This window comes from Ferrovibrio sp. (genome assembly GCF_017994015.1).
In the GTDB taxonomy this organism is placed as follows: Bacteria; Pseudomonadota; Alphaproteobacteria; order Ferrovibrionales; family Ferrovibrionaceae; genus Ferrovibrio.
In genome coordinates, this window is sequence record NZ_JAGOLP010000007.1 from 1 (window position 1) to 20,462 (window position 20,462).

Annotated in this window: 20 protein-coding genes; 6 read left to right on the top strand and 14 right to left on the bottom strand. The window is 62.7% G+C overall.

Annotated elements, in window-relative coordinates; translation table 11 throughout:
- The coding region (locus KBB36_RS06040; RefSeq protein WP_290978013.1) for an NAD(P)/FAD-dependent oxidoreductase at positions 1-1,127 on the top strand (1,127 nt) is incomplete at its 5' end.
- A 123-nt stretch (positions 1,128-1,250) separates the two neighbouring features.
- Here KBB36_RS06040 and KBB36_RS06045 read toward each other — a convergent pair.
- From KBB36_RS06045 to KBB36_RS06055, 3 genes are read right to left on the bottom strand one after another with little or no spacing between them, the layout of a single operon-like run.
- Positions 1,251-1,484, bottom strand: a complete 234-nt coding sequence (locus tag KBB36_RS06045) for a hypothetical protein (protein ID WP_290978015.1) — start codon at positions 1,482-1,484, stop codon at positions 1,251-1,253.
- 48 nt (positions 1,485-1,532) lie between these two features.
- Positions 1,533-3,257 carry an IlvD/Edd family dehydratase gene (locus KBB36_RS06050; protein ID WP_290978017.1) on the bottom strand — a complete coding sequence of 575 codons (1,725 nt, stop codon included), beginning with the start codon at positions 3,255-3,257 and terminating at the stop codon, positions 1,533-1,535.
- A gap of 10 nt (positions 3,258-3,267) precedes the next feature.
- Positions 3,268-3,984 (bottom strand): ribonuclease activity regulator RraA, encoded by a 717-nt coding sequence (locus KBB36_RS06055; RefSeq protein ID WP_290978019.1) that lies wholly within the window; start codon positions 3,982-3,984, stop codon positions 3,268-3,270.
- A 192-nt stretch (positions 3,985-4,176) separates the two neighbouring features.
- Here KBB36_RS06055 and KBB36_RS06060 point away from each other — a divergent pair, with 192 nt between their 5' ends.
- The gene (locus tag KBB36_RS06060; RefSeq protein WP_290978021.1) at positions 4,177-4,758 is read left to right on the top strand and encodes a TetR/AcrR family transcriptional regulator; all 582 of its coding nucleotides are present in this window, start codon (positions 4,177-4,179) and stop codon (positions 4,756-4,758) included.
- Between the two features lie 16 nt (positions 4,759-4,774).
- Positions 4,775-6,643: an MFS transporter gene (locus KBB36_RS06065; protein WP_290978023.1), complete on the top strand. Its 1,869-nt coding sequence runs from the start codon at positions 4,775-4,777 to the stop codon at positions 6,641-6,643.
- A 121-nt stretch (positions 6,644-6,764) separates the two neighbouring features.
- On the opposite strand, the gene recA is transcribed toward KBB36_RS06065, so the two are convergent.
- The 8 genes from recA to KBB36_RS06105 form a co-directional block, all read right to left on the bottom strand.
- Positions 6,765-7,853: a recombinase RecA gene (recA, locus tag KBB36_RS06070; protein WP_290978025.1), complete on the bottom strand. Its 1,089-nt coding sequence runs from the start codon at positions 7,851-7,853 to the stop codon at positions 6,765-6,767.
- A 222-nt stretch (positions 7,854-8,075) separates the two neighbouring features.
- Positions 8,076-10,520, bottom strand: a complete 2,445-nt coding sequence (locus KBB36_RS06075) for a response regulator (RefSeq protein WP_290978027.1) — start codon at positions 10,518-10,520, stop codon at positions 8,076-8,078.
- Entirely contained in the window at positions 10,504-11,574 is a 1,071-nt protein-coding gene (gene flhB, locus KBB36_RS06080) for a flagellar biosynthesis protein FlhB (RefSeq protein WP_290978029.1), read from the bottom strand. Before flhB ends, KBB36_RS06075 begins: the two co-directional genes overlap by 17 nt.
- A 20-nt stretch (positions 11,575-11,594) precedes the next feature.
- The gene (fliR, locus tag KBB36_RS06085; RefSeq protein ID WP_290978031.1) at positions 11,595-12,371 is read right to left on the bottom strand and encodes a flagellar biosynthetic protein FliR; all 777 of its coding nucleotides are present in this window, start codon (positions 12,369-12,371) and stop codon (positions 11,595-11,597) included.
- A 12-nt stretch (positions 12,372-12,383) separates the two neighbouring features.
- The gene (gene fliQ, locus KBB36_RS06090) at positions 12,384-12,650 is read right to left on the bottom strand and encodes a flagellar biosynthesis protein FliQ (RefSeq protein ID WP_290978033.1); all 267 of its coding nucleotides are present in this window, start codon (positions 12,648-12,650) and stop codon (positions 12,384-12,386) included.
- A 50-nt stretch (positions 12,651-12,700) separates the two neighbouring features.
- Positions 12,701-13,009: a flagellar hook-basal body complex protein FliE gene (fliE, locus tag KBB36_RS06095; RefSeq protein WP_290978035.1), complete on the bottom strand. Its 309-nt coding sequence runs from the start codon at positions 13,007-13,009 to the stop codon at positions 12,701-12,703.
- A 14-nt stretch (positions 13,010-13,023) separates the two neighbouring features.
- A complete protein-coding gene (gene flgC / locus KBB36_RS06100; RefSeq protein ID WP_290978037.1) occupies positions 13,024-13,434 on the bottom strand; it encodes a flagellar basal body rod protein FlgC in 411 nt (136 codons plus the stop codon).
- Positions 13,435-13,452: 18 nt separating this feature from the next.
- Positions 13,453-13,866 carry a flagellar basal body protein gene (locus KBB36_RS06105; RefSeq protein WP_290978039.1) on the bottom strand — a complete coding sequence of 138 codons (414 nt, stop codon included), beginning with the start codon at positions 13,864-13,866 and terminating at the stop codon, positions 13,453-13,455.
- Between the two features lie 102 nt (positions 13,867-13,968).
- On the opposite strand from KBB36_RS06105, the gene KBB36_RS06110 reads away from it, so the two are divergent.
- Genes KBB36_RS06110 through fliP form a run of 3 tightly spaced genes read left to right on the top strand, consistent with a single transcriptional unit; the run spans position 13,969 to position 15,486 of the window.
- Positions 13,969-14,274 carry an EscU/YscU/HrcU family type III secretion system export apparatus switch protein gene (locus KBB36_RS06110; protein WP_290978041.1) on the top strand — a complete coding sequence of 102 codons (306 nt, stop codon included), beginning with the start codon at positions 13,969-13,971 and terminating at the stop codon, positions 14,272-14,274.
- A gap of 44 nt (positions 14,275-14,318) precedes the next feature.
- Positions 14,319-14,693, top strand: coding sequence for a flagellar biosynthetic protein FliO (locus tag KBB36_RS06115; RefSeq protein ID WP_290978043.1), 375 nt, complete (start codon positions 14,319-14,321; stop codon positions 14,691-14,693).
- A 46-nt stretch (positions 14,694-14,739) separates the two neighbouring features.
- Positions 14,740-15,486 carry a flagellar type III secretion system pore protein FliP gene (gene fliP, locus KBB36_RS06120; RefSeq protein ID WP_290978169.1) on the top strand — a complete coding sequence of 249 codons (747 nt, stop codon included), beginning with the start codon at positions 14,740-14,742 and terminating at the stop codon, positions 15,484-15,486.
- A 198-nt stretch (positions 15,487-15,684) separates the two neighbouring features.
- Here fliP and KBB36_RS06125 read toward each other — a convergent pair whose 3' ends face one another.
- The 3 genes from KBB36_RS06125 to KBB36_RS06135 all read right to left on the bottom strand — a co-directional run bounded on the left by KBB36_RS06125 (position 15,685) and on the right by KBB36_RS06135 (position 20,454).
- The gene (locus KBB36_RS06125; RefSeq protein ID WP_290978045.1) at positions 15,685-17,187 is read right to left on the bottom strand and encodes an ABC transporter substrate-binding protein; all 1,503 of its coding nucleotides are present in this window, start codon (positions 17,185-17,187) and stop codon (positions 15,685-15,687) included.
- 15 nt (positions 17,188-17,202) lie between these two features.
- Positions 17,203-18,222, bottom strand: coding sequence for a P1 family peptidase (locus KBB36_RS06130; RefSeq protein WP_290978047.1), 1,020 nt, complete (start codon positions 18,220-18,222; stop codon positions 17,203-17,205).
- Between the two features lie 96 nt (positions 18,223-18,318).
- On the bottom strand, positions 18,319-20,454 hold the full coding sequence (locus KBB36_RS06135) for an NAD(P)-binding protein (RefSeq protein ID WP_290978049.1): 2,136 nt from the start codon (positions 20,452-20,454) through the stop codon (positions 18,319-18,321).
- Positions 20,455-20,462 lie beyond the last annotated feature (8 nt).

Below are 20,462 nucleotides of genomic sequence, written 5' to 3' on the forward strand. Positions count from 1 at the left end.
ATCTCAAGCTGTTCGATCCCGGCCTGGACGTGACCCTGGTGGATCGCGATGCGGTCTACACCACCTGCCCGTTCTCGAATTATGTGCTGGGCGGCATCCGCGACCTTGGCTCGATCCAGCATCGCCGCGACCCGCTGAACAAGCGCTGGGGCGTGCGGCTGGTGCAGGGCAATGCCACGGCGCTGGACCTGACGGCCAAGCGCGTGCGGCTGGCCGATGGCGCACAACTGCCCTATGACCGCCTGGTGGTGGCGCCGGGTATCGAGCTGAAATATGACGGCGTGCCGGGCTATAGTGAAAAGGCTGCCGAGCGTGTGCCGCATGCCTGGAAGGCCGGGGCTCAGACCGCCCTGCTGCGGCGCCAGCTTGAGGCGATGCCCGATGGCGGCACCGTGATCGTTGCGCCGCCGGGCAATCCGTTCCGCTGCCCGCCCGGGCCGTATGAGCGGGTGAGCATGATCGCCTGGTATCTCAAGAACAAGAAGCCGAAATCCAAGATCCTGATCCTGGATGCCAAGGATGCCTTCTCCAAGCAGGGCCTGTTCATCAGTGCCTGGGAATCGCAATATCCCGGCATGATCACCTGGCTGGCCGGCAAGGATGGCGGCAAGGTGGAAGAGATCGACGTGGCCAACATGACGGTGAAGGCCGGCTTCGGCAACGAAAAGGGCGCCGTTATCAACCTGATCCCGCCGCAAAGTGCTGGCAAGATCGCCATCGATGCCGGCCTTGCAGAAGCCAATGGCTGGTGCGCCGTCGATCCGAAAAACTTTGCCTCGCGTAAGGCGCAGGATGTGTATGTGCTGGGCGATGCCTCGATTGCCGGCGCCATGCCGAAATCCGGCTCGGCGGCCAATAGCCAGGCCAAGGTGGTGGCGGCCAGCATCGTCGCCAGCCTGCGCGGCCAGGCGGCGCCGCCCGCCGTGTATCACAACACCTGCTACAGCCTGGTGACGCCGGATTACGGCATCTCGGTCACCGGCACCTACCGCCCCGGCGAAACCGTGGCCGAAATGCCCAATAGCGGCGGCGTCAGCCCCGGCCAGGCCGATGCGGCCTTCCGCAAGCGCGAGGCGGAATATACCCAGGGCTGGTATGCCGGCATCATCGCCGACGCCTTCGGCTGAGGCGCCATTCAGCACAGCGGAAAGCCCGGCCCAGTAAAAGGGCCGGGCTTTTTGCGTTTTACCTACAGAATGCGATACCCGCTTGCGCGGCTATGACAAGACGGGGCAAACGCCGACGAGGTTTTAAGCCCTGCGTTTCTGCTCGGTCTGCATCATCTCGCGCAGGCGGCGCTCCAGCGCCGGGGTCACCGGATCAATGCCGCGCAGGACCAGGGTTAGCGCCATGCGCGACAGGCCAAGCTTCTGGGCCAGGTCTTCCAGCGTGCGGTTCTGCGTGGCACACCAGCGCGTCACCGCCACATCGGTGTCTTTCGGGAAGAAGCGCTGGCTGCCAAAGACAAATGATTCGGGGAGCATGAATCCCGATTACGCTAGTTCCCGGCCGGTTTCAACCGCTATTCCGGCTTAGTCAGAATTGGGTGGTTTTGGCGGCACCAGGAAGTCAAAATCGCAGCCGCCATCAGCCTGCAACACGGTTTCCATGTATAATTTGGCATAGCCGCGTGCCGGGATGGCAGGCGGTGGCGGGGCAGCTTCGCGGCGGCGTTGCAGTTCCGCTTCATCCACCAGCATGTCGATGCTGCGGGCGGGCACATCCAGGCGAATACGGTCGCCATTGCGCACCAGCGCCAGCGGCCCGCCATCGGCCGATTCCGGCGTGATATGCAGCACGATGGTGCCAAACGCGGTGCCGCTCATACGCGCATCGGAAATCCGCACCATGTCCTTCACGCCCAGGCGTGCCAGCTTTTTCGGGATCGGCAGATAGCCGGCTTCCGGCATGCCCGGCGCACCTTTCGGCCCGGCATTGCGCAGCACCAGCACATCATCGGCGGTCACATCCAGATCGGGATCGTCGACCCGGTTGGTCATGTCCTCCACCGATTCAAACACCACGGCGCGGCCTTCATGCTGCATCAGCTTGACCGAGGCCGCCGCCTGCTTGATCACGGCGCCGCGTGGCGCCAGATTGCCATGCAGCACCGCCATGCCGCCTTCCGCCTTGAGCGGATTGCTGCGCGGCCGGATTGCGGTCTGGCCACGCACCTCCTCGGCGCCGCCCACCACGTCGGCCAGCGTGCCGCCGGCCACAGTGGGCGCCGACAGGTCGAGCAGGTCGGTGAGTTCACGCATCAGGCGCGGCAAGCCGCCGGCATGATGGAAATGCTCCATGTAATCGTCGCCCGAGGGCTTCAGGTCGATCAGCACCGGGGTGTTACGGCCGATCTGGTTGAAATCATCCAGATTAAGCTCCAGCCCGGCGCGGCCGGCCATGGCGGCCAGATGCACAATGCCGTTGGTGCTGCCGCCGATGGCCTGCAATACCACCTGGGCATTGCGCAGCGAAGCGGGCGTCATCAGCTCGCTCGGGCGCGGCCCGCCACTCACCGCCATCTCGGCGGCACGCTTGCCGCTGGCTTCGGCAATGCGACGGCGTTCTGCATGCGGCGCCGGAATCGTGGCGCCCAGCGGCAGGGTGAAACCCAGCGCCTCGGAAATGCAGGCCATGGTGCTGGCAGTGCCCATCACCATGCAGGTGCCCACCGATGGCGCCAGGCGGTTCGACACCGCCTCGATCTCGGCCGCATCGATCTGCCCGCCGCGATAGCTGCCCCACAGCCGGCGGCAATCGGTGCAGGCGCCCAGCACTTCGCCCTGATGATGCCCCACCACCATCGGCCCAACCGGCAGGAAGATAGTGGGCAGGTCCACACTGATGGCGCCCATCAGCTGCGCCGGCACGGTCTTGTCGCAGCCGCCAATCAGCACGATGGAATCCATCGGCTGGGCGCGCAGCATTTCCTCGGTATCCATCGCCATCAGATTGCGCAGGAACATCGAGGTGGGATGCGCGAAGCTTTCATGGATTGAGATGGTGGGAAACACCATCGGCAGGCCGCCGGCCAGCATCACGCCGCGCTTCACCGCTTCGATCAGGTCCGGCACGTTACCATGGCAGGGATTGAAGTCGCTGTAGGTGTTGGTGATGCCTACAATGGGCCGGTCCAGCGCGTCGTCGGAATAACCCGCCGCCTTGATGAACACCTTGCGCAGAAACAGCGAAAAATCCTTGTCGCCATAACTGGTCAGGCCCTTGCGCAAGCCTTTGGTGATGGGGCCCTGGCTCATGCTGCGGCGCTCACTTCTGCTTCGAGGCTTCGTAACGCGCCTTGGTGGCTTCGTTGGGCGGATACAGGCCGGGCAGCGGCACGCCGGCTTCGATCTCGCCCATGATCCAGGCTTCCTGGCGCTCCTGCTCCACCGCAATCGGCAGGATGGTTTCAAGCAAAGCCTGCGGGATCAGCACGGCGCCGTCATCATCCACCACGATCACATCATTGGGGAACACCGCCACGCCGCCGCAGGCAATCGGCTCCTGCCAGTCAACAAAGGTGAGACCGGCCACCGAGGGCGGTGCAGCGGCGCCCTGGCACCAGACCGGCAGGCCGGTGCCGAGCACGCCGGCCAGATCGCGCACCACGCCATCGGTGATCAGCGCCGCCACGCCGCGCTTCTGCATGCGGGCGCAGAGGATATCGCCAAAAATGCCGGCATCGGTGATGCCCATGGCATCCACCACGGCGATGCAGCCTTCCGGCATCGCCTCGATGGCGCCACGGGTGGATTTCGGCGAGGCCCAGGATTCCGGCGTGGCCAAATCCTCGCGCGCCGGCACAAAACGTAGCGTGAAGGCGCGGCCCACCAGGCGCGGCTGGCCCGGGCGGATCGGCTTGGTGCCGCGCAGCCACACATTGCGCAGGCCCTTCTTGAGCAGCACGGTGGTGAGCGTGGCGGTGGAAATACCCTTGAGGATTTCGATGCTCTGCGGATCGAGCGGTTGTGCTTCGGCGGCCATGGCCCGGTTTCCTCTCCTGATTGTTCATCGGAATATATCAGGGTTCAGCCGCCGGCTGCATCGGCTGACACCCGGCAAAAATCGGCAAAGCCAGGGAAACGTGAGAGAAAAAAATCCCTTGCGCTGCGAGTGAACGCTCACTATAGATATTCGCGAAAGCGAGTGACCGCTCACTCTAATTGGGGAAACAGGATGCGTAATACCGAGCCTGAACGCCGCGACGGCGACACCAAAGGCCATATCGCCAACACGGCCTTGATGCTGTTTGTGGCCAATGGCGTGGCCCAGACCACCACGCGGCAGATCGCCATGGCCGCCGGCATCGCGGAAGGCACCATCTATCGGCATTTTCCGAGCAAGGACGCCCTGGCCCTGGGGCTGTTTTTGCAGCGCCATGTGGCGCTGGCCCAAGCGCTGGCCGTGGTGACGGCGGCTGGCGACCTGACCGCCCGGATACGCGCCGCAGTGGATTGCTACTGCCACTTTGGCGATAGCGACTGGCCCGGATTCGCCTATTATCACCTGAATATGCACATGTTTCTGCCACAACTGCCCGACGACCAGCCCAACCCGGTGGAGGTGATTGTGGGTATTGCCCGCGATGCCATCCGGCGCGGCGAATTACCCGAAAGCGAGGCCGAATTCCGTGCCGCCATGGCAATGGGCGTGATCCTGCAACCGGCGGTGCTGAAAATTTATGGCCGCCTGGATTTCCGCTTCGCCGACCGCGCCGACGCCTTTGCCGAGGCGATGCAGCGCGTTTTGTTTTCCTGAACCGAAAGCCACAGCCATGAGCCACGCCAATCAATTCGATCTGCTGCGCACGCGCCGCTTCCTGCCGCTGTTCCTGACCCAGTTCGCCAATGCCTTCAACGACAACCTGTTCAAGAATGCGCTGATGGTGTTTCTCACCCTCACCGCCGCCAATGGCAGCCTGCTGGTCAATCTCTGCGCCGGCCTGTTCATCCTGCCGTTTTTCCTGTTCTCCGCCACGGCCGGGCAACTGGCGGAAAAACTCGACAAGGCCGGCATGACCCGCATCATCAAACAGGCGGAAATCGGCATCATGGCGCTGGGCGCCATCGGCTTCCTCAGCAACACAATCTGGCTGCTGGTGCTGGCGTTGTTTCTGATGGGGGTGCATTCCACCTTTTTCGGCCCGATCAAATACGCCATCCTGCCGCAGCATCTGAGCAGCGAGGAATTGATCGGCGGCAACGGCCTGATCGATATGGGCACCTTCATCGCCATCCTGATCGGCACCATCCTGGGCGGTGTTGCCATCGGGCTGGAAGACGGGCCGCGCTACATCGCCATCGGCATCCTGATTGCCGCCGGGCTGGGCTATTGGGCCAGCCGCAGCATCCCCGCCGCGCCGGCCACCGCGCCCGAGCTGAAAATCGACTGGAACATCTTCCGTGCCACGGCAAGCTGCATGCGGCTGGCACGCGGCACGCGCTCGGTTTTCCTCTCCATCCTGGGCATCAGCTGGTTCTTCATGCTGGGCGCCACCTATCTGACCCAGTTGCCGCTTTACGTCACCTCCGTGCTCGGCGGCCAGGCCGGCACCATCACCTTGCTGCTGGCCACCTTCTCCATCGGCGTCGGCACCGGCTCGCTGCTGTGCGAGCGGCTGTCGGGCCGCAGCATCGAACTGGGCCTGGTGCCGTTCGGCGCCATCGGCCTGCTGATCTTCGGCTTTGATCTGTATTTCGCTGCACCAGAGCCGTGGAGCGGCGCGTTGCGCGATGTGCAGACCGTGCTGGCCGATCCGATGGTGTGGCGGGTGATCGCCGACCTGTTCGGCATCGGCGTGTTCGGCGGTTTCTATGTGGTGCCGCTGTTTGCCATGATGCAGGCCCGTACTGCTCCGGAAACCCGCGCCCGCGTGGTGGCGGCCAACAACATCCTCAATGCCGGCTGCATGGTGCTGGCTGCCGGCCTGGGCATCCTGCTGCTCAGCCTGCTCGACTGGACCGTGCCGCAGGTTTTCCTGCTGTTTGCCGTGCTGAACATTCCGGTGGCGCTATACATCTTCACCCTGCTGCCGGAATTCCTCATGCGTTTCCTGGTCTGGCTGCTGACCAGCCTGTGCTACCGCATCGAGCGGCAGGATTTGGACAAAATCCCGGCCAGCGGCGCCGCCCTGCTGGTGAGCAACCATGTCAGCTTTGTGGATGCGCTGATCATCGCCGGCTCGTGCCGCCGCCCGATCCGCTTTGTGATGGAAGCGGCGATCTACCGCCTGCCGCTAATCAACTTCATCTGCCGCGTGGCTGGTGCGATCCCGATTGCGCCGCGCCGCGAAGCGCCGGAAGCCTATGAGGCCGCCTTCGCCCGCATTGCCGCCTATCTGCGCGACGACGAACTGGTGTTGATCTTTCCTGAAGGCCGCCTGACGGCGGATGGCACGATCAACGAATTCAAACCCGGCCTGCTGCGTATCCTGGAAGAAACCCCGGTGCCGGTGGTGCCGCTGGCGCTGAATGGCCTATGGGGCAGCTTCTTCTCCCATGCCGGCGGCGAAGCGATGCGGAAATGGCCGCGCCGGCTCTGGGCCAGGCTGCGTGTGGTGGCCGGCGATGCCCAGCCGCCGCAGCAGGCCAGCCCGGAAGCCCTGCGCGCCGTGGTGAGCAGCTTGCGCGGCGACTGGCCCTGAGCAGTGCGGCGGGCAAAAAAAACCCCGGCGCCGAGTTCCGGCGCCGGGGGTCCCATGGAGGAGAAAAATCGTGGGGCAAGCCGTGGATTACCAGCCGCCCACGCTGGGAAAACTGTAAAACCTACTCAGAGTCACCGTCGCCATCTTCGCCCGGCCCGGCATCGATGGCAGCAGCCACCACACCGGCATTGGCGCGCACGGCGGCTTCGATCTTGGCGGCGACTTCCGGATGTTCACGCAGGAAATTCTTGGCCTGCTCGCGGCCCTGGCCGATACGCTGGCTGTCAAACGAGAACCAGGCGCCCGACTTCTCGACCACATTGGCCTTGACGCCGAGATCAACCAATTCGCCGGTCTTGGAAATGCCTTCGCCATACATGATGTCGAATTCCACCACCTTGAACGGCGGCGACACCTTGTTCTTCACCACCTTGACCCGGGTCTGGTTGCCGACCACATCGTCCTTGTTCTTGATGGCGCCGATGCGGCGGATATCCAGGCGCACGGAAGCATAGAATTTCAGCGCATTGCCGCCCGTGGTGGTTTCCGGGTTGCCAAACATCACGCCGATCTTCATGCGGATCTGGTTGATGAAGATCACCATGCAATTCGACTTGGAGATCGACGCGGTGAGCTTGCGCAAAGCCTGGCTCATCAGACGCGCCTGCAAGCCGACATGGGTGTCGCCCATCTCGCCTTCCAGTTCGGCCTGCGGCACCAGCGCGGCCACCGAGTCAATCACCAGCACCTCGATGGCGCCGGAACGCACCAGGGTATCGGCAATCTCAAGCGCCTGTTCGCCAGTATCGGGCTGCGAGATAAGCAGGTCGGCGATATTCACCCCCAGCTTGCGCGCATAGGCCGGATCGAGCGCATGCTCGGCATCCACAAAGGCGCAGGTGCCGCCGCGCTTTTGCGCTTCGGCCACCACATGCAAAGCCACAGTGGTCTTGCCCGAGGATTCCGGCCCGTAAACTTCAATGATGCGGCCCTTGGGCAGGCCGCCGATGCCGAGCGCGATGTCGAGCCCGAGCGAGCCGGTGGAGATTGCTTCCACTTCCATGCTCTGCCGCTGGCCCAGGCGCATGACCGAGCCTTTGCCGAAGGTGCGCTCAATCTGACTGAGCGCGGCTTCAAGCGCTTTACCCTTATCCATGTTCTCCTTGTCCACTAAACGGAGGCTGGCGGAAGATGCGGCAGAAGCTGCCATAGCGGACCTCTATCCTTTCACGGCCCCCGCAGAATTGCAATGAGGCTCGGTTAGGCCTGTATATGTTCCGATTTTGTATGCTCTGTCCAGCAGAATTTATAAAGTGCTGGTTTCACTCATTTTTTTGCTTTGTTCCAGATATGGGCCAAGGCCTATTCCGGCTTGTTCCGGTTTTCCGGGCCGCCCCGGCGATTCTGCCGGAACATTCCCATAAGGGCTGTTTCAGCCCATTACATCCTTCAACTTGCCGGCGAGCTGGCTGAGCGAAAACGGCTTCGGCAGGAAGGACACGTTATCGGCCCGCGCCAGGCTTTTGCGCAACGCATCCTCGGCATAGCCGGAGATGAACAGGATTTTCAGATCAGGCCGACGCTGGCGCAGATGCTCGGCCAAAGTGGGGCCATCCATGTTCGGCATCACCACATCGGATACCAGCACCTCAACACGATCCAGCTGCTCGCGCGGCAAAGCCAGCGCCTGCTCGCCCGAACTGGCCTCGATCACAGTGTAGCCCTTGTTGCGCAACGCCCGGGTGGCAAAGGCGCGCACCGCATCCTCGTCTTCCACCAGCAGCACCAGGCCCTGGCCGGTGAGATCAGGGCTGCTGCCGCGTTCCTCGCCGCGTGCCACGCTCAATTCGGCCGCCGTGGGCTGGTGGCGCGGCAGGAAGATGCGAAAGCTGGCGCCCTGGCCCGGCGGGCTTTCCACCTGGATGAAGCCGCCAGTCTGCTTGATGATGCCATAGACCGTGGAAAGCCCCAGGCCGGTGCCCGCCCCCACTGCCTTGGTGGTGAAGAACGGATCAAAAATCTTCGCCATATGCTCGGGCGCAATGCCATGGCCGGTATCGCTCACCTCGATCAGCACGTAATCGCCCGGCGGCATCATCTCGCCGCCCAGCGTGATGCTTGGCTTGTCGGGCCGCCAATCGGCGGTGCGGATATGCAATTCGCCGCCGCCCACACCGGCATGGCTGCCTTGCAGCATGGCATCGCGGGCATTCACCGCCAGATTGATGATCACCTGTTCCAACTGGCCCTGATCCACCCGCACCAGGCCGAGATCGCGGCCATGCACCAGCTTGAGCTGGATCGTCTCGCCGATCAGGCGGCCGATCAGGTTGCGCAGGTCGGCCAGCACATCGGTAACATCCAGCACTTTCGGCACCAGGGTCTGCTGGCGCGAGAAAGCCAGCAACTGGCGCACCAGGTTGGCGGCGCGGTTGGCATTCTGCTTCACCTGCATGATATCGGCGAAGGATTGGTCGCCGGGCTGATGCCGTTGCAGCAGCAGGTCGCAAAAGCCGATCATCGCGGTGAGCAGATTGTTGAAATCATGTGCGATGCCGCCGGCCAGCTGGCCCACCGCCTGCATCTTCTGGCTTTGATTGAACTGCGCCTGCAAGCTGCGCTGCTCGGTGGTATCCACCAGATAGACCAGCTGCGCCGCCTGGCTGTCGGCGCCGGCATCCAGCGACGCAGCGAATAATTCCGCCACCCGCTCGCGCCCGGGATTTGCACCACCGGCCTGGCCCGGAAAGCGCACTTCAATGGGCCGCGTCACCGCCTCGCTGCGGCGCACCGCCATGAGATGGCGATTCAGGTCGGCGCCATCCTCCTCGCGCACCAAAGCGGCCAGGCGCTGGCCGGGCCAGTCCGGCCGGCCACACAGCACACCAAAAGCCGCGTTGGCCTCGATGATGCCGCCGGCAGCATCCAGCACCAGGATGCCGATCGGCGCCTGATCGAAGAAGCGGCGGAATTCGGCTTCCACCGGTCGCATGGTGCCGCGCAGGCGCAATTCGCGGCTCAGATCATGCACCACGGCGCTGTAGCGGGTCGGCTTGCCTTCCGGGTCCAGCACCGGGGTCTGACTCACACCAACCAGACGCAACGGCTCGGCGGCGGAATTGGCGGCAATCGCCGGCGGGCAGAGCTTGGCTTCGCCGCCCTCCCAGGTTGGCGCAATCGGCCGCGCCCCAGCCTCGCCACGGCCTTCCTGGTCGCCATGCTGCAACACATCGCCAAGATGCAGGCCGCCGCCGGTCAACGCCTCGGTACTGAGGCCGAGCCAGGCGGCAAAGGTCTGGTTGGCAAACAGGAAACGGCCATCGGGGGCCACCGAATAAAGCCCTACCGGCGCATTATCGAGAAAGCTGGCCAGGGCATCGCGCTGCACCGCCATGTCCATCAGCGCATGATGCTCATGGGTGATATCGGCCAGGTCCCAGATCAGTTCAGCCGGCTCATCAGGCCGCGCCATCACGCTGACCCGCAGCCAGGCCTCGTCATCGCCTGAGGGCGTTGCCATGACGGATAAGCTGATCGCCACTTCATCGGTCACCGCGCCGCTGGGCGGCACCCGCCGCGCCAGCCGCTCCAGCACGCGCCGCGCCGCAGCACCAGCCGCATCCGGCGCCAGATCGGGCGGCACGACATGGCCCGGCCCAGGCCCATGTTCCGGATCTGGCATACCCAGCTTTTGCGCCAGCCGGCCATAAGCGGCATTGGCGCAAACCGCGGCCAGTTTGCCATCGGCGGTGGTGCGGGTGAGGATGCGGGGATACGGCGAGGCATCGGCAATCGCCTGGGCCAGACGGGCGCGCCCAGCATCCGCTTGCTGCCCGCCGAGCAGGCGATTGAACCAGCCTTCAGCCATTGCCGCCATTCTTCAGCTTCATCACATAGCTGATCACTTCGGCCACCGCCTTGTAATGCTCCACCGGGATCGGATCGTCGATCTCCACCAGAAACAAGGCGCGCGCCAGGGTCACATTCTCCACAATCGGCACTTCATGCTCGGTGGCGATTTCGCGGATACGCTTGGCAATCAGGTCGGCGCCCTTGGCGGTCACCGTGGGCGCATCCATCTTGCCCAGTTCATATTTCAGCGCCACGGCATAATGGGTCGGGTTGGTCACCACCACGCTGGCCTCAGGCACGGCCGTCATCATGCGCTGGCGCACGCGCTGCATGCGCAATTGGCGCAGCCGCGCCTTGATATGCGGGTCGCCTTCACTCTCCTTGTATTCGTCCTTCAGCTCCTGCTTAGTCATGCGCAGCTTTTTGATGTAATTGTAGCGCTGGTAGAGATAATCGCCCACCGACACCACAAACATGATCGCCAGCATGGCGCCCACCAGCTTGAACACGATCCGCATGGTGTAGGACAGCATCATCGATACATCGAGCGCCACCAGCGTCTCCAGCGAATCCAGCTCGGGCAGGATCAGATAGGTGAGCAGCGCGCCAATAACGCAAATCTTGACGATGTTCTTGATGAACTCGACCACAGAGGCGGCCGAGAAAATGCGCTTGAAACCACTGAACGGGTTGATCTTGTCGAATTTCGGCATCAGCCGCTCGGCGCTGATCTGCGGCGGATTCTGCACTACATTGCCGATCAGGCCGAAAAGCGCAAACAGCCCAAGCAGCGGCAGCAGCACGGCGCTGATGCTCACCGCCATGTCCATCGCCACCCGGGTCAGGTTCGGCGCGTTCATGTCGATACGGTGCGGCGCCTCGAAGAATACCAGATTGCTGGCCACCAACTGGCGCGTCACCGGATCGCTCAGCATCCACAAGCCGATGATGGCGGCCAGGAAGGTGAACCAGTGTCCGATTTCCTGCGACCGCGCGATATTGCCTTTCTCTTCGGCATCGCGCAGCCGCTTTTCTGTTGGGTCTTCGGTTTTAGATTCGGGGTCGGCATCTTCCGACATACGGCGGCCTCCCTAAAGCGCTAGCGTGGCGCAGCCAGCGGCGCCAGGAACTGCGCCGCAGTCTGCTCGAAATAGGCGGTGAATGCGATGCCGATGGCGGTGAGCGTGAAGCCAAACAGCAGGAAAGACAAGGCAATCTGCGGCGCCTGCATGATAAAGAAAATCTGCAAGGTGGGCATCAGCCGGTTGAGCAGGCCAAGCGCCACGTTGAACACGGTGCCATAAACCAGAAACGGCGCTGCCATGCGCAAACCAAGGGAAAAGCCATCCGCCAGCATCTGGGTGGCCACCTTGGCGAAATCACCAAAGGCCGGGGCGTAGAGCGGCGGAAACAATGTGTAGCTGTCATGCACCGCCTGGATCAGCATCAGGTGCATGTCGGTGGCAAACATCAGGGCCGTGCCGAGAAACACCAGCGCACCGGACAGGATGGCATTCTGGCCGCCCATATTGGGATCAAAGAAAGTGGCTGCCGAGAGGCCGGCCTGCATGGCGATCACCGTGCCGGCAACATGCAGCGCCGTGAACAACATGCGGATCAGCAGGCCAAAGGCCAGGCCGAAGCCGATCTCGCTGATCAGCAGGAAAGCCAGGTGGATCGGCTGTGCCGGCAGCGGCGGCAGGCCGGGGCCGAGGATCGGCACCAAAATCGCCGACATCAGCAGCGCGATGCTGAGCCGCACACGCGGCGGAATCGAGGCCTCGCCAATGCCGGGCAGTGACATCATCGCCGAGCCGACCCGGCACAGGATCAGCAGGAAAACAAAGACGTTGCCGGCGACGATCTGCTGCAACATCGCGGCCGGCCGCTAATTCAATCCGGCGATACGCTGCGCCAATTGTTCCATGAAGGTCACCATGGTGCCGATCATGAACGGCATGGAGATGATCAGCACGCCAAAGATTGCCAGGATTTTAGGAACGAAGGTAAGCGTCGGCTCCTGCAACTGGGTCAGGGCCTGGATCAGCGAGATGATCAGGCCGATCACCAGGCTGACAGCCATTGCCGGGCCGGATACCTTGATGAGCACCCAGATCGCATCGCGCATTACATCGGTTACTTCGGCTGCGGTCATCGAATCGCTCCTGACCGCACTATATACCCGAAACCGCCGATAAAAGCCCCTCAAATGGGCATGCGCATGATTTCCTGATAGGCGTTGATCACCTTGTCGCGCACCGCCACCACGGTATCCAATGCCATTTCGGCATTGGTCACGGCAGTGACGATATCGGTCACATCGGCCTTGCCCACTGCCGCCTGGGCAGAGATCGCTTCGGCCTTCTGCGCGGCATCCACCGTGCTCTGCATGGCCTCGCGCACCAGATCGCCAAAGCCGGTGCCGCCGGCCGGGATCGCCCCGCCAGTGGCCAGGTTTTTCGGGCCGACGCTGGTCAGGCCGTCGAGCAGACCGCCAATCCGCATATCCACCATGATTCAGGCCTCCATCAATTGCGCAACAAATCGACGGTGCGGCTGGACATCAGCTTGGCGCCCTCAACCACGTTGAGATTGGCTTCATAAGTGCGCTGCGCCTCGCGCATGTCGGCCATTTCAATCACCGAACGCACATTGGGCAGCTTGACATAACCATCGGCATTGGCCGCCGGATGGCCCGGATCAAATTTCAGTTCAAAATCCGAGCGGTCGCGGGTCGGCTTTTGCGCCTTGACCAGATTGGCGCCGGTGGTGCGGTCGAGTTCCGACTTGAAGCTGACCACCTTGCGGCGATAGGGATCGGCGCCGGGCGTCTTGCCGAGCGAATCGGCATTGGCCAGGTTTTCCGCGATCACCTTCAAACGCTCGCCCTGGGCCTTCATGCCCGAGGCGGCAATCTTCATGGCATTTTTCAGTTCCATGTGCGGCTCCTGCTCTTATTACTGCTGCCGCGGCCCGAGGGCGCGGCGCAGCAGGCCAACCTGTTTGCGATACAGATTGGTCATCAAATTATGCTCACCCTGGTTTTGCGCAAGCAACATCGATTGCTGCTCCAGATTCACCGCATTGCCATTCGGCGCCACTTCAAATTCGCCCTTGCTGCGGCCGCTGCGCCATTTCTCCGCCCCGCTGGCCGAGGAATGCGCGATATGGCCGGGCGCGGTCACGGCCAGCGCATTACGCTGGTCCGGGCCCCGCACCAATTCGGAGAAGCTGACTTCCTTGACATCGCGCGGCTTGTAACCGGGTGTATCGGCATTGGCGATATTCTCGGCCAGCACGCGCTGCCGCTCGCCGGTCCATTCCAGGCGCCGGGCGATGGCTTTCACAATCTTGATGCTGTCGAGATCCATGGGAATCCTCTGCCTCGGCTGCCACCATCCCCCGAACCCGTGAATCATTCGTTAATTTGGCGCCATAATTCGTTAACGGGTTTCCATGATATACTGGGCCGCATGGCACAACCGCCTGCAAAACCGCCAAAAACCCTGAAAGCCGTGGCCTTGCGCTACGATGCCGCACGGGAAGACGCGCCGCGTGTGGTGGCCAATGCCCAGGGCCATATGGCCGAGCAGGTGATCCGCATCGCCATGGATCACGGCGTCACCATCCGACAGGATTCGGATCTGGTGGAAATCCTCGGCAAACTGGATATCGACACCCTGATCCCGCTGGAAGCCTTTGCCGCCGTGGCGGAAATCCTCAGCTATATCTACCGCACCCAGGGCAAGACGCCCGGCGAGGCCAAGCCCGGCAGCTAAACCAGCTTGACCCGACTCGGCCCCGGCAACCAGAGTGCGCCGTGATGGAAAGCATTGACTATACCCGCCTCGGGCTTGGCCTCGGCGTTATTCTCATCCTGCTCGGTGCCTTCTACTGGGCGATGAAGCATTTCGCCGGCAATATGCGTGTTGGCAAATGGCGCAGCGGCCAGCGCATCGGTGTGGTGGATATGGCGCCGGTGGATGGCACCCGCCGCCTGGTGCTGGTGCGGCGCGACAATGTGGAACATCTGCTGCTGCTCGGCGATGATGGCGACCTGGTGGTGGAAAGCGGCATCCCGCTGGCCAAGCCCGCCGAGCCGGAAGCCGGCAAGGGCCCGGCCGCTGGCGGCACCTGGCCATCCCTGCCCTCGCTGCGTATGCCCGGCAAGGATACCAGCGGCAAGGATGGCGCCTGAAATGAAATCCCTGCTGGCCAATCTGCGTTCCATGCATCCGGCCAATATGCTGATCCTGGTCACGGCCGGCGCCCTGGCCTATACCGCGCTCGCCTTCTTCGGCCCGGCGCTGGCGCAATCGATCAATATCGAGCTTGGCGAGGGCGGCACGCTTACCGGCCGGGTGATCCAGCTTTTGGCGCTCACCACGGTGCTCACCCTGGCGCCGTCGATCCTGATTGTGGTCACCAGCTTTGTGCGTATCGTGGTGGTATTCTCCATCCTGCGCAGCGCCATGGGCACACAATCCACGCCGCCCAACACGGTGCTGATCAGCCTGGCGCTGTTTCTCACCTTCTTCATCATGCAGCCCACCCTGGAACGCGCCTATAATGATGGCATCCAGCCGCTGATCGAGGAACGTATCGACCAGCAGACCGCCTTTGACCGCTCGGTGGCGCCGTTCCATGAATTCATGCGCGCCCATGTGCGCGAGAAGGATCTGGCGCTGTTTGCCGGCTTCGCCAAGCTGGAACCGCCCGCCAACCCGGCCGCCATCCCGCTGCGCGTGCTGGTGCCGGCCTATATGATCAGCGAATTGAAGCGTGCCTTCGAGATCGGCTTCCTGCTGTTCATCCCGTTCATCGTGGTGGATATGGTGGTGGCCTCGATCCTGATGTCGATGGGCATGATGATGCTGCCGCCGGTCGTCATCTCGCTGCCGTTCAAGCTGATCTTCTTTGTGCTGGTGGATGGCTGGAACCTGGTCTGCGCCGCTTTGGTGGAAAGTTTCCTCGGCCCACCCGGCGGCTGAGGTTGGCGGCGGTCTCGTCGCAACATGACGCAGCCTTCCGGTTTTTACATCTTGGGCGGCACCGCCAACCACATCTCCATCGTCATGCCCGGGCTTGACCCGGGCATCTCTCTTTTCACCTGTTTTACAGATAGTTCTGCGGTTGAGAGAGGATCGCCGGGTCAAGCCCGGCGATGACGAGGGTATGAGAAGATTGCCCTATTCCCAATGCACCGCCGCTATATCGTTGGCGAAGATCGGCGCATTGGCCCAGAAGCCCTTCAGGCCGGCCTGGTAGATGCCGATACGGGCGGCGTTGTAGAGCCAGGCATTAACCGCATCGCGCGCCAGCACACGCTGCGCCCGCTGCATGATCTGGCCGCGCTCGCCGGCATCCAGCGTGGCATTGGCCTGCGCCAGCAGGGTGCGGAATTCCGGGCTGTCATACTGCCAGTAATAATTCGGCTCGGCATATTTCACGATGTCGTTGGGTTCGACATGGTTGATGATGGTGAGGTCGTAATTGAAATTCTTGAACACCACATCCAGCCACTGCGCCCATTCCATATTCTCGATCTTGGCGGTGATGCCCACATCGGCCAGCATCGCCGCCACCACTTCGCCGCCGCGCCGCGCATAACCCGGCGGCGGCAGGCGCAGCGTCAGTTCCAGCTTCTCCACGCCGGCTTCCTTGAGCAGCGCGCGCGCCTTGGCCGGGTCATATGGATACTGGCCGGTGAGATCGACATAAGCCGGATCATGCGGCGGGTAATGGCTGCCAATCGGCGTGCCATAGCCGAAGTTGATCGCTTCCACCATGCCCTTGCGGTCGATGGCGTGGGTGATGGCGCGGCGCACGCGCAGATCGTCCAGCGGCTTGCGCTTGTTGTTGATCGCCAGCATGGTTTCGCCTTCGGTGGTGCCGATGACAACGCGGAAACGCTTGTCCTTCTCAAACTGCGCCACGCTCTCGCCACCCATGCCGATGGGGAAACCATCAAGATCGCCGGCCAGCAAAGCCGCCACCTGGGCGGCGGGATCGGCGATGAAGCGGAAAGTGACGGTCTTGATGCGCAAGGCCGCCGCATCGCGATAGGCAGCATTGGCGCTCAACACCACATTGTCGCCCTTGACCCATTTTTCCAGCTTGTAAGGCCCGGTGCCGACCGGATTGGTGGCATTGCCGGCGCGGCTGCCCGGCGCGGTGATCACGGCGGTATTCTCACCCAGCGAGAACAAGAAATTCGGATCGGTTTCCTTAAGCTTGATCGCCACCGTTGTGGCATCCGGCGCCGTGATACTGTCGATATTGGCAAACACTGCCTTGCGCTTGTTCAGGCTGTCCTTGGCGCCATACAGCTCAAACGAGGATTTCACCTCGGCGGCGCTGAGCGGCGTGCCATCGCTGAATTTCACCCCCGGTTTCAGCTTGAACACAAATTCCTTCATGTCGGTGCTGACGCTCCAGCTTTCCGCCAGCAAAGGCGCCACGCGGCCATTCTCCTGGATGCGGGTCAGGCCCTCGAAGATGTTGAAATGCACGATCTCGCCGATGGCGGCAGCCGGCGCCACGGTGGGATCAAGCCCCGGCGGCTCCAGCACCATGCCCAGCACCACACTATCCTTGCGCGCCTGGGCCATGGCCTGCGGCAAAACACAGGTGATTGCCAGACTGACCGAGGCAATAGCCAGGGTGGCCTTAAGAATTGTCCGTCGCAGCATGAAGCGTCTCCTTGATCAACCCAGCGGATGCAAAATCTGTTTCGCCGCCGGCAGCGCGCCCAGCGGCTCGGCTTCCCAAACCCCGCGCGCCACGGCACGGGCGACACAATCGGCGGCAATGCTGCCGATCCGCGCCACCAGACGGGCGGCGCCAGCCTCATCGCCCGGCTGCCCGGCCCAGGAAGGCAGCGCCAGCGCAAATAATGTATCGCCATCAAACGGTGTATGCACCGGGCGGATGGCGCGGGCCAGGCCATCCTGCGCCATGGTGGCAATGTGGCGCAAGGCGGTCTTGTCGAGCCGCGCATTGGTGGCCACCACGCCGATGCAGGTATGGCCGCCGATGCGGCTTTCGGGCGGCAATTCGTGATCGGCGCCAGCCCCGGCAGGCACACAGCCCAGGCCGCCGAATTCGGCGCCGCATTCCCAGGGCGCGGCCCAGAAGGCTTTGTTGCCCGGGCCGAGCACACTGCCGACCGGATTGGCCGCCACCAGCGCGGCAACGATCAGGCCATCCGCCGCTTGCCATGAAGCCGAACCGATGCCGCCCTTGAGCCGGCCGGCCGCCGCGCCATAGCCGGCGCCGGCATTGCCAAGCGCAAAATCCTCTGTCGCCGCCTCGCAGGCAGCGAAGCCGAGCCGGCGATAGGGCGGCTCGTCCGGCCAATCCTTGTTGCCGCCATTGCCGAGATCAAACAGGATCGCCGCCGGTACAATCGGCGCCACCATGCCATGCACCGGAAAGCCGCGGCCCTGCCGCGCCAGCCAGTGGGTGACACCGGACGCCGCATCCAGGCCGAATACCGAGCCGCCAGCCAATGCAATGGCATCGATCTGCTGCACCATGGCCTGCGGCTGCAACAGATCAGTCTCGCGTGTGCCCGGCCCGCCGCCGCGCACATCCACGCTTGCCGCCACGCGGGCATCCGGCAGGATCACGGTCACACCGCTGCGCACCACCGCATCATGCGCCTGGCCCACACGGATTCCCGGCACATCGCTGAGCAGATTGAGCCGCCCGGGGGCGCCGCCCATGTCATGTCCTCCCGCATCTGCGAAGGAGGCGATGCTAACCAAGGCCGGCGTATCAGGCCAGCCTTGGGCAAGCATGAGATTGTTTGTAGGCGGGCGTTACATATTGGCCGCCTTCGGCCCCTGTGCCAGCGGATAGCCATATACCTTGACCAGCGGCATGGCTTCCGGGTCGATGGCATGCACCGCCAGCTTGCCGCCCATGCAGGCGCCTTCGAAAGAGCCGACATTGAGGCCGGTATAGATCCAGTCGCCGGCAATCACCAGATTGCTGAAACCACTATCCCAGGCCTTGAGGCGATATTGCGTGCTGCCCGGCGGCGAGGTGACATAGCGCTCGGTGGGATCAATATTGGCTTTCCAGAATTGCTGTGCAAAACGCGAGATGCCGATGCTGCCGGCATCATCCTTGATGCAGGTGAGCAATGAAAAATCCAGGCTGATCGGATCGCCCGGCGGGTTGTTGCTGTTCACCGTGGCCTTGGGCAGCAGCACGCCGGTGGCGGCCTGCAAAAACTGCTGCGACTGATATTGCACCCGCGCCTTCTCGCGCAACGGATAGGTATGATCGCTGAATGGCGGCTGCGGCTGATATTGCGGCGTGCAGCCGGAGAAATACAGCAAGGTCTGTGGCAGATTATCCACCGGCCACAATTCCTTGCCGATCAGATCAGTGAAATCGGCCACGCCATCGGTGGGATTGACAAAGGTGGCGCCGATCAGGATGTCCGTATTCTTATAGGTGATCGGATAGCCCATCTGCTGCATGGTCGGCTTGAGCCAGATTTGCAGCGTCTGGGTCTGCACCGTCTTGATCGCATCCACCATCGCCGGCCAGCGCGGATCGGCCGCCAGTAATTGCGGCATCAGATACGGAATGGCACCGATCGAGAGCGCCGAAATCACAATATCATAATCAGTGCCGGCCTTGAGCCGCTTCTCAGCCACCGGCAACCAGCTCGACCAGTAGCTTTCGATATCCACCCCGGTGGTATCCATATTGTGGCGCAAAGCCTCGCCCTGCTCCAACTGGTCATAAAGCGGCCGATCCGGCCAGCAGGGCAAGGTGCCGGGCAGTTCGGCGAAATCCGGCAGCTTGAGATAGAGCAGCGGATCGTAGCCCTTGGCGGCATCCTTCGGCGTCGCCTGCACATCGATCACCACTTCGCCGACCGATTTGCCATCCGCGCCAAGCGTCAATTCGCGCACCTTGTGGAACAGCTCGAATTTCACGCCGTATTTGTCGCGCAGCAACTGATACAGCGGCGCCACCACGGTATCGCCGGTGCCGGCGCGGAACAGCCAGCCGAACGAGCCGAGATAGGCGAATTCGCGCAGGGTCCAGTGCAGATAGGCACCCGCCGCCATCGTGGCCGGCCGCGATGTGTCGCCCATCGGGTATTGATACGACAGGTTCGGCGTGTTCAGGCTGAGCGGCGAGGAAATTGTCAGCGGCGAGGCGCCATGGCGGGCAAACCAGGCGGCGAAATCCTCATTGTCGAGCTGGTCGAAACCCTTGGTCAGCACGTCATCCTTGATGACGCCGCGGATCATGGTGAGGAAATAATCCAGCGTGATGTAGAGATGCCGCAATGTATCGTTATTGACGATCAGCGTTTCCACTGCATGTTTGAACCATTTCCAGAATTCCTCAATCGCCGCCAGCAGACCGCCGGCATCGCGCTCCACCAGATCGGCCATGCGCTTGAACAGCCGCCCGGCAATCTCGCCCTGGATGATGCCGATCCCGCTCTTGTCGGCATGGTGCGAAAACAGCTTGGCGAGGAAATCCACCACCGCCTTGATCCAGTAGCGCAGGCTGGGCAAAGCCTCGGCTTCCCAGGGCTTGAGATCGTTGCTCGGCACCGTGATCGGCCAGTTGACCCAGCGGTAGTCGCGGAATTCCCAGCACATCACGCTGTTGACCGGATAAAACGCCTCTTCAAATGTAGCCATCGGATCAATGCCGGGCTGGCGGCCAAGCTGGTCATAGCAGGCCGTCATCATGCCCAGCGTGTTGTAATACGAACCGAGGAAACCATGGATGCCATGCTCCTCGATGCGATAGGCGTAATCCATGTTGCGGCCGGTGGCGCATTTACCACCCAGGCGCCAGCCATGCTGATACACGGTGATGTCGTAACGCTCGGACGCGCCGGGCCGACTGGCGAGATAAAACGCGCTGGTGAGCGCGGCCACGCCGCCGCCCAGAATAACAATTTTCTGCTTTGTCATGATGCCGG